Source organism: Solibacillus cecembensis (assembly GCF_050272495.1).
Lineage (GTDB): Bacteria > Bacillota > Bacilli > Bacillales_A > Planococcaceae > Solibacillus > Solibacillus cecembensis.
Genome location: NZ_JBNNMF010000031.1, coordinates 26854 through 38988, shown reverse-complemented (window position 1 = coordinate 38988; position 12135 = coordinate 26854). Strand labels below are relative to the sequence as shown.

The following is a 12135-nucleotide window of genomic DNA, read 5'->3' as shown; positions in this document are numbered from 1 at the left end:
GATGGCTATATTTGCAGTTAATCTAAAAAGAATTAGGACATTGATGAGGGAATCGGAGTAAGAAATATGAAGGAAAAAGACGCTATTTTGTTCGATTCGAACAAAATAGCGTCTTTTTTAATTTACGTTCGCCAATGGGATATAAAAAACGCAAGTTTTTCAGTGCCCTCAATTGAATAGGGGGTGTTTTGGCTGCTTATGAACAGTAAGTACCCAAATGACGCTTTAGGAATGTTGCAAATTAAAATTAATAGCATATTTCGTTTGCATAGCATGCAACGTTATTCCATATATTCCGTCTTTTTCATCAATGAATAAAAGGAGGGTTTATGTGAAGAAAATTATAAAAATAAATTTCATTAGTATCATATATGCTTTATCACTATTTATTGCAATTGAACTTATAATCAACGTATATCGCATTAGCAGGGTAACTAAATGGAATTTGGATGTTGTTATGGTTATTATTCCTGTAATTATCTTAATAGGACTTATCTTGTCGACGTTATTAGTTATTCACCTTACAAAAAGATGGATGTTAAATAAAAAAATTGCTTACTGGTTAGCCCTTATCTGGTGTCCATATTTCATTCTTTTTTATTATATATTTACCTATTTGTATCCCCTAAGTTCTGGTGAAACAATGTTTCCAATCTTTAATATTTTGATATATGGCATTATAGTTTTATATCCATTCTATATATTAATTATTAGCCGATATGTTAAATCAGAAAATTAAATCTAATGTTTTATTATTAATTTGTATACAAAATAACGTTCCCAAATCAAAGTTTGGGAAAACAAAAAAAGCCGTGAAATGTTGTTACCATCAACGTTTCACGGCTTTTCTTCTGAACATTATTTATACAATATTTTATACAAGGAGTGCAAAGAGTTGATGGAGCAGTCTTTTCACTTGTTTGGATTATTCTTCACTTTGTATAAAATCATATATATTTCTTAAAGATATAAATCAGATGGTGTTCCTGAATGAAATAAGTCTAAAAGAAATTATTTCTTTTTTAGGATACACTAAATTGGATGATATTGGATTCCAAAATCCATAATTAATAGTATTATAGCTTGAAACAATGTAACTTAAGAGCATTTTTATAATTTAAGAGGGGAACGATTTAGATTGAAAAAAAAATTTGGAGCAATTTTATTATTAAGTGTAGCTATACTTTCAGGATGCAGTTCAGATAATATACATAACCAAGATTCGAATGAAGTATCAAGTGAACAGCAAGAAACACTAAAGGATACGATCGATGCAAAATTAATTGGTATTTCTGAGGATAAAAAAGTGAAATTATATGAAGAAGCAAACGGTGTAAAGCTAGATATTAACGGAAATCAAAAAGAGTTTTCTTGGAATTATCCCGGTGATACTGGAACTGAGCCGCAAGTATTTTATACGGATGTTACAGGCGATGGAAAAGAAGAGACTGTAATGATTATCCAGACTGGGCGAGGAACAGGGTTAAGCCATTATGAGATTCATGTCGTAAACACCGATGATTTAAACGAAATAAAAGTCCAAAGCTATGAGGAGATTGTTGCGAATCACATTGAAACGCATGTTGCTAAAAAAGAGGACGGTACGCTAGCAATTACAGTTAAAGCAAATGGAAATGAATATAACTTTAATTATGGGTGGGACCCAGCACCAAATCAAAAACCGGATCGCCTTGGTTTTGGCGGCGTATACACTTATTATTTGGAAGATCAAAAAATAAAATTAAACTTAGGAGCAGCAGTACCTGGAACGGCTGCATATGTATGTGAATTCAATATCACTTATAAATACGATAAGGCCAAGAATGAATTCGTTGTGGATCAAATTGAAGTTATACCTATTGAAATATAGTAAAAAAGTGTATCCGAAATTTTGTGATTTCCATTTTTATGAAACTTTTGAACATATATTTCGTATTCTAGTTATTACGTCAGAATAGGGGATATACATATATGTGGAAGAGCCAAAAATATTTACAGGAAATACAGAAAAGTGCGATTGAAGTGGATGATTATACTTGTTTAAATTCTTATGTGCGTGACAAACGTATTGTTTTATTAGGCGAAAGTAGCCATGGGGTTGGTGATTACTATACTGAGAAAATAAAGATGATTCAATATTTACATGAACATCATGGTTTTAATGTTGTTGTATTTGAAAATGGACTTATAGAATCAATAACAAGTAGAGAGCGGTTATCGCTGGAAGAGCCTAAACTGGTATTGCAACAGCATTTTATGGACATTTATCATAATGAAGAAATGCTCGCACTGTTGAAAGAATCGTGGGCCCAAAATTTAATTTTAACCGGTATGGACCCACAGCCAATGTATCGTGAGGCGTCAACATACTATATAAAAACGATTAAAAACGGGCTTGATGAGGTTACATATGAACTGTTGCAAATTGCTGAAAATCAATATTTTGAATTAGATGATCAGTTCCTATCCACAAAATTAAAACATTTGAAACCGAAAATACTTACATGTATTAACAGTTATAAAGAGTTATTGGACAAAGTACATCTTATTAATGAACTACAGCAGCAACTTTTATTTCACAAGTTTTTGCAAAATCGAATCGATTGGCTAACCGTGAATTTAAAAGGTTTACTATCTTCAGGTGCAGCGAGAGCAAAATATATGTATAAAAATGTGGAATGGCTACTAAAATTTTATCGTGGTGAGAAGTTAATTATTTGGGCGCATAATTTTCATATTTGTAAGAGCAAAACATGGTTCAACAAGCTTTTACGTATTCAAAATGTTGGCTATTCCTTACAGAAATCCAGACCAGAACAGAGTTTTACAATTGGGTTATATGCGAGTAGTGGTCATGTTGCTTCTTTATACCGTAATGAGTTAGAAATTAAGTTTCATTATAAACATCATCTTGAAAATATTTGCAATCAATCTTCAGAAAAGTCACTGTTTTTACCGTTGAATGACAGTAAATACGGTGCAAAAAAATGGCTGTTATTTGAATCCGGTATGAGAGGAAATTTACCAAAAAGAATTAAACCTAAGGCTCATTATGACGCGATTATTTGTTTGAAAAATGTTCGGTTACCAAAATATTTGCCTAGAAAAAACACTTTAAATGACGAGTCGGGAAATTTAGAAATCAAAAATGATTAAGCTATTGATAATCAGTAATTAACCACCTTTAATTGTTATATATTTTTTTTAAACTATCCACTTATGGTGATGCGTATGAATGGGCTACAACCAGTACAGGTTACTTTTAACTAGATAAGTTTAGAGGGTGAATGAACTGAAGAAAATTATTAGTTTATGTTTAGTGTTGTTCTTAGTATCTTAGTCTATGAATATTATAAATCTTTTAAAGATCAAAATTAACTTGAAATTAGCTTATTAAAATTGGAGGAAATGCTATGAAACCAAAAATGAAAAGACAAGATTTAATGTGCAATATGGATATCTCAAATGCTGTTACAGATGTTTTAGTTACGCATAATTTATCATCAAAAGATAACGCCTTAAATAAAGCAGCGATTGTCTATCAATACTATTGTGAACTTGAAAGTGGGGGCCACGAAAGCTTATTTAGGTGGTTTGGGCAAGCTATTCAGGAGATGGGATTGGATCATTACGTGAATAAACTAATCGGAGTGCTTGAGGAAATAGGTGCTCACGATTATGCAATGATTGAAAAAAAATATTTTAAAAAGATGTGGAACTTGTACATTGCCCTAGAAAATGATGAAATTCATGAAGATGAGTTTTATCATGTCATTAAAAAAGCGACCGATGAGTATTACAAGCTTAATGATGCGTTGAGAGAGTTATTAGAAATATATTTTGTTACGATACATACGGACTTAATTGAGGTGGTTGATGATTGATCCTTTTTATTCAATTTTGTAAGGGGATTGCGTAGCGCAGTTATGTTCAATTTTTCAAGGGACGACAATTGGTGGGGATTAATTTACAATATTCGGATAATAATAATTACGCAAATCATTTTCAATATAAGGGGGGGGGGGCTGATGAAAAAAATTCTGTTTATTGTAAGCTTTGCGATTTCGATATTTGTTTTGACAGGTTGCAATTCTTTAGAGGAAAATAAAGCAGAGAAGACCATCAATGCTTATTACAATGCTTTAATTAAGAAAGATTATGCAGTGGCTTTTAATGAATTGCTTTTGTACGATGATGCAGAAACTATATCTGATGGAACTAAATTATCAAATGATGAAGCCGAACGATTTTTCTTAGAGAAGATTGAGTATGTTGAGAAACAAGATTATGAGTTAACTGATTTCGAAATTTTAGAGGTTGAATATGAGGACGGTCACTCGTTTTGGCATCATGTCGAGGTGGAAGGAGAGATAAATGGCAAATCGTTCAGCTTGAAAGAAGTAGTATTTTTAGATAATGGAAAGTTAGTAGTCAGTAGCAAAGATCCTTATATAGACTATAGAAATGGCAACATGAATGTCGAATTAGAAAAACATTAAAACTTTTAGTGTCTTTAGGTTACTTTTTTCTCTTTGAATTCCCAATCTGCCTTTTAATATGTTTTTCTATGGTTTTAATAAAGTAGACATGCCTCTATCTACATCGTAACAAAAACTGAATTATAAGTCTATTTATTTTTGTATGTACGTGTGATAATGAGTTTGCGCAAATACTTCATAACGTTATGATGAAAAGAAGGGACAGGGGAAAATGAAACAAAATATATATGATAACGATAAGTTTTTTTCGAAATATCAAGAAATACGAGCACGAGAAAATAATTATAATAATTTGCTTGAGCAGCCAAACTTTTTTACACTTCTTCCAACACTTAAAAATAAAATTGTATTAGATATTGGCTGTGGAATAGGAGATTTTGCAGCATATTGTATTAGCCAAGGTGCGAAAAGCGTTACAGGAATTGATATTTCTTCAAATATGATTGCTAATGCAAAAAAGCGTCATATTCATGTGGGACTCAATTTTGAACAGGTTGCATTTGAAGATATGGAAGTGCCGAATAGTACAATCGATTTTATTAGTAGCTCTTTAGCTTTTCACTATATAGCAGATTTTCAGTTACTAATAAAGAAAATTAGTACAGCATTATGCGAAGGAGGAATTTTATTATTTTCCCTTGAGCACCCGATTGAAACGGCTAATAAGGGAAAAGAAAATTGGATTACAAGTGAAGAAGGGGATCTGCTTCATTTTGCAATAGACAATTATCAGAATGAAGGCTTGCGGACTCAAAATTGGTTAGTTGATAATGTTATAGTGTATCACCGTACGATGTCTACTATTCTAAATACGCTTATTGAAAATGATTTACAGATTGAAAAAATTATTGAGCCAATACCAACTAAAGAAGCATTATGTGATTTACCAAGTTTAAGTAAAGAATTTCGTCGACCTTCATTTTTAATTATAAGAGCTAAAAAAATATAATTTTTACTCAAATGAACAATTGCACTCCAAGTAATCTTCATTAAACAAGATAAAAAGACAGAAGCCGTTCTTTTGGTTAAAATGAAAAATCTGATCCAATCATTCACCAAAGAGCGGATCTTTCTTTTGAAAAGATAAACACATCAACAACAAACCAAAAATAAGCTTCAAGTGGCATAGGATTCACTATATTAGTTTTTTTCGGTGGTAATATTTGTGTTTGAAAATGCTCATTCAGAGTTAAAATAAGTAAGTATATATAAATTCGTAAAAACGGGTAAAGTTAATGAAAAGAACAATTCAAATTGAACAAGTATTGTGAGGTGAACGCTAGTCATTTTGATTAGCAAGTTACAAATGGAAAAATGCCAAACAATTTTTACGCAAGCACAGAAAATGACGTCTCAGGGTAAGGTTGCGTCTTATATTCCGGCATTAGCTGAAGCGGATTCTGCTGCATTTTCAGTAAGCTTAATGTCACTCGATGATAATATTGAACTGGGAGATTGTTCAAAAACGTTTACGCTTCAAAGTGTTGTTAAAGTGCTAAGTTTCATGGTGGCGACGCATCATCACGGTATAGAGGAAATTATGCGTTATGTAGACGTCGAGCCAACAGGAGATTCGTTTAACTCGATTGTGCGCTTAGAAAGTAACAAGAACAAGCCCTTCAATCCGATGATAAATGCAGGCGCCATTACCATTGCATCGTTATTACCCGGACAAACAATGTTTGATAAGGTAAAATCTGTAACATCCTTTCTTGAGAAAATTTTAAATAAACAAGTATCGATCAATAATGAAGTGTATATGTCAGAATATCATTCAGCTGATTATAATCGTGCCATTGCATACATTTTACAGGCAAATGGCTTCTTAAAATCAGATGTAGAGGAAGCTCTACAAGTATATTTACAACTTTGTTCGATTTCAGTGAATACTTCCGATTTAGCAAAAATCGCGCTGTATTTAGCGACAAATGGCCAAAATTGTGAAGTTAAATGTAGCAATAAAATTATCAACACCGCTAAAGCGTTAATGATGACATGTGGCATGTACAATTTTTCAGGGAAATTCGCTGCATTCGTAGGCCTGCCAGCAAAAAGTGGTGTATCCGGTGCCATTATTGCCGTTGTAAAAGACGGGGAAATCGATCATTTAAAAGGGCCTATTGGAATTGGCGTTTATGGACCGGCAATTGATGATGTTGGAAATAGTGTTGCTGGCATTGATTTTTTGGAAAAGTTGTCGAAGGAATATGATTTATTTTGTTTATAAGAGGAAGCCTGCTTGGATAAAAATGAGCAGGTTTTTTAGTTGTTATTTAAATGGTACGACTATATTTTTCAATGAATTAACTTCCATTTTATCTTGTTCAAAACACATAGCGAAGATTTTTTTATCGATTTTTAATGTGTAGCAAGAGGGCAGAATCCAATACAGATTATTTACTTTAGCGATCTATCCAATCTTCACATATTGAAGTAAAATAGCTTTCTAATTCTTCTTCAACTTTTGTATTTATTGTAAATAGAAAATAGGTTACTTCCTCAATATTTCCTTTTGTCGAGCGTAGTTGCCCAATAAATATACCATCACTATAATAGACTTCCCACGTATCATCAGAGATTAAATATACTGTGAATGCATACAGGACTTCATCTCATTTTTAACATACTGTAATATTTCATGAATATTTATAGCCGCGTATTCCTGCAAAAGATAAATTAAATAGCTTTTATTCATCTTCTTTATTAATCTCCAAACCTTAGATCAAGTGGATCGATGTAGTTTTTTCTAAGCTTCACCTTAAATAAAATATAGTGTCTACTTACATTTGATACTATGATAATCTACGACGTGATATAATGAAAATTCCTTTATATATAAATTAAGGGTAATTATAGGTTGTTCAGTTAAACAATAGTAAATATACTTATACAACAAAAATTAATCTGAGGGAGAGTCAGGAATGAAACTACCAGTAAAAATGTATGTGCTAATGATTACTACAATACTCGCTCTTAATGTTTTAATTCCAAAAATAGTTCAAGCAGACTCTAATGAAAAGATTCAAAAAATTGAACAGTTTGTTGAAGAGCAAAGAAAAAAGAGTAAAATCCCCGGAATGTCAGTAGTTATAGTAGAGAAGGGACAAACGGTTTACCAAAAGGGCTTCGGATACGCTGATATAGAGGCGGAAATTCCCGTAACTAATAATACATTATTTGAAATAGGTTCCACGACAAAAGCATTTACAGGTCTAGCTATTTTGCAATTAGAAAAAGAAGGTAGGTTAAAACGCTCTGAAGATGTCCGAAAGTATATCCCATGGCTGGAACTAAAATATAATGGGGAACCACAGACGGTTACAATAGACCAGCTTCTTCATCATACTAGTGGGATACCTTCTGCTACGATAGTACATATTCCCGAAAGTAATGACGATCACGCACTTGAAATGACTGTAAGAACATTGCTTAATCAGCCGTTAAATCGTAAACAGGGCAGCTCATTTGAATACGCAACAATCAATTACGATGTATTAGGACTTGTAATTGAGAATGTATCAAAACAACCGTATGATTTGTATATAAAACAGCACATATTAGCACCAGCAGATATGAACGAATCGTTTGTTGGCTTGCATCAAGTGAATTCTACTGAATTAGCAACAGGTTATAAAATTGGGTTTAAGAAAGAACAGATATACATACCGCCGATTTATCGTGGAAATATACCAGCTGGATATGTGATCAGTAACACGAATGATATAGCAAAATGGATGAAACTTCAGCTGGGAAGCAAACAAAGTAGTACGATTGATGCACAAATTATTCAAGAATCGCATATGCCGGATCAGTCTGTTGAACCTTTTGAAAAGGATACCTACTATGCTGGCGGGTGGAGTATTACGAAAAAAGACGACAAACAATACATATCTCATGCTGGAGCAAACCCAACATTTTCCGCTCATATTATTATGCAGCCTGATCAACAAATAGGAGTAGCAGTTCTATCCAATATGAATTCGACTTTTACAACAGCCATAAGTCAAAACATAATGGATTTGTGGGAAGGAAATAGCGTTAACAATAATCTTTCTGATGGCTTTCAAATACTAGATGAAATCGCGACAATTCTATGCATTATCGTCAGCTGTCTCGGTGCAATTTTCATTCTTATATTACTAAGAATTACTTGGAAGCTTGTTAGAAAACAAAGAATTCGTGTAGCGTTAAACGTAAAGAGGACTTTTGTAATAACGATTCATTCATTGTTGGTAGCAACCATTGTGACACTCACACTGATGACACCAAAAATTTTATTGGGTGGATTAAACTGGGAATTCATTGAAGTGTGGGGCCCGACTTCAATCTCAATGTTATTCTACAGTGTAATATGTGCAAGCATCATTTATTATTTGCTTGGGTTAATACTTATTTTTACCAGAAAAATTTAAATAAAAAGCAAATTTGGGAACTATGCTTTCTATAATATAACTTCTTTGTAAATATAGTAAAAAGTTGTTTGGGGGGGAGATTAAATGAAAAGAATTTTAGTATGCATAGGTCTTACGTTTATTCTCGTTGCTTGCTCTAATAAGTTTGAGGATAACACTACCAACAGTGACAAAAACGCTTCAACCCAAATTTCAGAAAATAAAACGCTTAAAATCAACAAATTTGACGTACAAAACGAGGAATTGCAAGCTACTTTGAATAACATTCAAACTGATTATAACTACAAAAAAGAACAGGTAGAGTATTATCAACAGTTGATTAATGACCTTATTAAAGGTTATAGTGACGCCCAATTAAAAGATTTAGCAATAAAGTTATGGGATTATGAATTAGAAATTAACGGGATAACTGTTCCGGCAAACGGGATAGTTGAAATACAAGAAAACGCGATTGAAATATCCTTGATACAAAGGCAATCAGACTATCCTATTTTACCAACTGAAATTTTTATACAAGGGAAAATAAGTGGGGATTATATAGACCATTTAAAAGTGAACTCAAATCCTTCTGAAACATATGTCACGGATGGTACAGTTGTTACGGGAATACATCATAAATTTGTAGATGTAGAAAAAGGTTCAACTATTTCATTTACTATTACTGAAGAATTAAAAAAACGATTGGGACTAGAAACCAATCAAATTACAATTAATAAAAAATAAATACTTCAGTAACTTTTACACTGACTTACATATAATACTATGGAAAGTTGCCAGCGGATGGAGTATTAAGTAAAAAGACGACAAACAATACATATCCCAAACTGGAGCAAAACCAACAATTCCAGCTCATATTATTATGTAGCCTGATCAACAAATAGGGGGGAGCATTACGGTTAAATCTATAATAATGGGTTATGTGATGCGATTAAATGTAACGGTTAAGAGCTTAATCATTAAATAAGTTTCTAATAGGTCTTGAAAAATTGTAAGCCAAAGCCCTCATTCAATTGAATGGGGGCTTTGGCTTACTCGAAAGATCCTCTTCAATAACCCATTTGATCTAATCCGATTGCAATCATAATTAGAATTACATCAATAATAACCAATATTCCAGAAATTTCACCGGCTGCAGCCCCAAACCATATGGTAAAAATAGATGTTAAAATGGCTATAACACCTATAAGGATTAAGAGAATACCAATTCTGTTTCCCAGTCTTTCTTTATTAATCGGTTCCCACATTACCCTGAAACCTGCAAGTAAGGAAAAATCCTTTTTTGTCCGAACCATAAAGCCAATACAAATGAAAAATGCACCGACAGCCATGCCGATCCCCAACTCAATTCCCATTTTTGTGTCCTCCTTTAATTTATATCATCACATTAAAAAACTAAGTTAATAGCAATAAAATAAACAATGACAAACACCATAATAGACCGAATTAATTTACTTTTCACTATTAATTGCGCGGCATTCCATCGCTCATCAGAAATTTGAAATATGACATGGATTGGATGTTCTCTCATTTCAGTGATGACGGAATTTGTATACCCTTTGAGCATAAAGTGAGTCGCAATGACTAAAAGGATTTGTGCCCAAAAAGGTAGCACGAAGTAAAGGAATAATGTAATGCCAATGAGTCGTAAATAAGCCCATTTGTATGTTTTATTTCGAATGAATGTTTTGACAATCAGTTCGACAACTTCATCTTGAATGATTCGCTTCGTAAAGTAACGTGGTTTTTGGCCCGTTTCTTTCGGTGCTTTCATACTTTGCAATTCCTTACTTAACGAAAAAACAGTCCCAACTAAAAGGTAATATTGCGCACGATCCACACGTAACAGCTTATCAAACGAATGATGCCGTAACACATAGCGTTGAATATACAGCGCGAGAAGTAGGGCAATGATAGCGCAACTAATAAACATACCTAAAAACGTTGGTACAACTAAAAAAAGCGCGGTCATAAGCAAAGGAAGCAGGAGTTGTAAAATAGTTTGAAACCATTCTCTAAAGTCCGTTCGAACGATGAATTGTTTCCATAAATAGGTGGTTACACTCAAACAAAAGATTAACATGATTTCGAGCACTGTAAGATGATATAAATGAATAAAGACCAAAAATAGCAGCCCTAGAACGAGTACATTAAATAAAATCTGTAAGGATAATGAATAAATAAGTCCGCTAACTAATAGCTTTCGCCAATGTGCCTTTTGCTGAATGAGAAACAATTGGTCAGCAGGCTCTAGAAAACTTCGAATAATCCCCATTTGCAAAAAATAAAAAAGAACAAATAGGAACACTTCAAATGGGACCCATTCCAACAAACCAAATTGTTTTTGCATAATTGTTTCGCGATAGAGAAAATAGGAAAACAGTGCTGCTGGAATACAAAGGTAAACCCATACCGTCCAATCCGCGATGCTTTTAAATATGGTGAGGTTAAATTGCCATTGTCTACTCAACCTTTTTCTAAAGAGTTTCATTATTTTTTCACCTCGAGCAATGCATCGAAAGCAGCAAGTAGTGAATTGTCTTCAACATTTACACCATCTTTTATTTCAGCTAAAGTACCTTTTTTCAAAATCGTTCCTTCATGTATGAGTACAAAACGATCGCAAATTTTTTCCGCCGTATCCAGTGCATGGGTAGACATTAATATACTCGCCCCTTGTTGCTTCAGTTCATTTAATAACTGAATTAAACGACGCATTGACTGCGGGTCTAGCCCCATAAATGGTTCATCCACTATGTAGAAAGAATAACGGGGAGTAAAGGCTAAAATAAGCATGACCTTCTGCTGCATCCCTTTTGAAAATTTCGTTGGGTATTCTGATAATTTCGTCGTTAGCTGAAATGTTTCGCATAGCTTATTTGCACGTTGTTGTAGCACCGAATCATCTTGTCCAACCGAGCGAATCAAAAAATCAATATGTTCCTGTAACGTAAAATATTCATACAAAATCGGCCTTTCCGGCACATAACCATATGCGGGCAATTGTACGGATCCTTCCATATAAGGTAACGTACCCATCATTGCCTGAATGGTCGTGCTTTTCCCGGCACCATTCGAACCAATTAATCCAACTAATTGTCCTGGTATAAGATCAAAATGAATATCGTGTAAAATGTTTTGATTTCTTTCATAACCACCAGATTGAATCGCAATATGTATCAAAAAAATCATCCTCCTAATGTAAATACGAGTTAAATTAGGAGAAA

Annotated in this window: 11 protein-coding genes; 8 read left to right on the top strand and 3 right to left on the bottom strand. The window is 33.2% G+C overall.

The features are described 5' to 3' along the window. Positions 1-1138: 1138 nt before the first annotated feature. The 8 genes from ACQKIH_RS20265 (at position 1139) to ACQKIH_RS20230 (ending at position 9634) form a co-directional block, all read left to right on the top strand. Entirely contained in the window at positions 1139-1870 is a 732-nt protein-coding gene (locus tag ACQKIH_RS20265) for a hypothetical protein (protein WP_427768473.1), read from the top strand. A 101-nt stretch (positions 1871-1971) separates the two neighbouring features. Beyond that, positions 1972-3156 carry an erythromycin esterase family protein gene (locus ACQKIH_RS20260; protein WP_427768471.1) on the top strand — a complete coding sequence of 395 codons (1185 nt, stop codon included), beginning with the start codon at positions 1972-1974 and terminating at the stop codon, positions 3154-3156. 257 nt (positions 3157-3413) lie between these two features. After that, positions 3414-3884 (top strand): DMP19 family protein, encoded by a 471-nt coding sequence (locus ACQKIH_RS20255; RefSeq protein WP_427768469.1) that lies wholly within the window; start codon positions 3414-3416, stop codon positions 3882-3884. A gap of 144 nt (positions 3885-4028) precedes the next feature. Then, entirely contained in the window at positions 4029-4499 is a 471-nt protein-coding gene (locus tag ACQKIH_RS20250) for an outer membrane protein assembly factor BamD (RefSeq protein ID WP_427768466.1), read from the top strand. Between the two features lie 211 nt (positions 4500-4710). After that, positions 4711-5448, top strand: coding sequence for a class I SAM-dependent methyltransferase (locus ACQKIH_RS20245; RefSeq protein ID WP_427768463.1), 738 nt, complete (start codon positions 4711-4713; stop codon positions 5446-5448). Positions 5449-5805: 357 nt separating this feature from the next. Beyond that, positions 5806-6726, top strand: coding sequence for a glutaminase A (glsA, locus tag ACQKIH_RS20240; RefSeq protein ID WP_057983418.1), 921 nt, complete (start codon positions 5806-5808; stop codon positions 6724-6726). A 694-nt stretch (positions 6727-7420) separates the two neighbouring features. Beyond that, a complete protein-coding gene (locus tag ACQKIH_RS20235; RefSeq protein ID WP_427768460.1) occupies positions 7421-8911 on the top strand; it encodes a serine hydrolase domain-containing protein in 1491 nt (496 codons plus the stop codon). 84 nt (positions 8912-8995) lie between these two features. Beyond that, positions 8996-9634: a hypothetical protein gene (locus ACQKIH_RS20230; RefSeq protein ID WP_427768459.1), complete on the top strand. Its 639-nt coding sequence runs from the start codon at positions 8996-8998 to the stop codon at positions 9632-9634. A gap of 323 nt (positions 9635-9957) precedes the next feature. Here ACQKIH_RS20230 and ACQKIH_RS20225 read toward each other — a convergent pair whose 3' ends face one another. The 3 genes from ACQKIH_RS20225 to ACQKIH_RS20215 are packed head-to-tail and all read right to left on the bottom strand — an operon-like array spanning position 9958 to position 12091. Next, positions 9958-10263 carry a DUF3784 domain-containing protein gene (locus tag ACQKIH_RS20225; RefSeq protein WP_427768457.1) on the bottom strand — a complete coding sequence of 102 codons (306 nt, stop codon included), beginning with the start codon at positions 10261-10263 and terminating at the stop codon, positions 9958-9960. Between the two features lie 32 nt (positions 10264-10295). Beyond that, positions 10296-11399, bottom strand: a complete 1104-nt coding sequence (locus ACQKIH_RS20220) for an ABC transporter permease (protein ID WP_427768455.1) — start codon at positions 11397-11399, stop codon at positions 10296-10298. Beyond that, positions 11399-12091 (bottom strand): ABC transporter ATP-binding protein, encoded by a 693-nt coding sequence (locus ACQKIH_RS20215; RefSeq protein ID WP_427768454.1) that lies wholly within the window; start codon positions 12089-12091, stop codon positions 11399-11401. The genes ACQKIH_RS20220 and ACQKIH_RS20215 overlap by 1 nt, the downstream gene beginning before the upstream one ends. Positions 12092-12135: the final 44 nt, after the last annotated feature.

Coding starts and splice junctions, on each gene's coding strand:
- ACQKIH_RS20260 (WP_427768471.1), top strand. CDS start 1,972: ATGTGGAAGAGCCAAAAATATTTACAGGAAATACAGAAAAGTGCGATT.
- ACQKIH_RS20255 (WP_427768469.1), top strand. CDS start 3,414: ATGAAACCAAAAATGAAAAGACAAGATTTAATGTGCAATATGGATATC.
- ACQKIH_RS20250 (WP_427768466.1), top strand. CDS start 4,029: ATGAAAAAAATTCTGTTTATTGTAAGCTTTGCGATTTCGATATTTGTT.
- ACQKIH_RS20245 (WP_427768463.1), top strand. CDS start 4,711: ATGAAACAAAATATATATGATAACGATAAGTTTTTTTCGAAATATCAA.
- glsA (WP_057983418.1), top strand. CDS start 5,806: ATGGAAAAATGCCAAACAATTTTTACGCAAGCACAGAAAATGACGTCT.
- ACQKIH_RS20235 (WP_427768460.1), top strand. CDS start 7,421: ATGAAACTACCAGTAAAAATGTATGTGCTAATGATTACTACAATACTC.
- ACQKIH_RS20230 (WP_427768459.1), top strand. CDS start 8,996: ATGAAAAGAATTTTAGTATGCATAGGTCTTACGTTTATTCTCGTTGCT.
- ACQKIH_RS20225 (WP_427768457.1), bottom strand. CDS start 10,263: ATGGGAATTGAGTTGGGGATCGGCATGGCTGTCGGTGCATTTTTCATT.
- ACQKIH_RS20220 (WP_427768455.1), bottom strand. CDS start 11,399: ATGAAACTCTTTAGAAAAAGGTTGAGTAGACAATGGCAATTTAACCTC.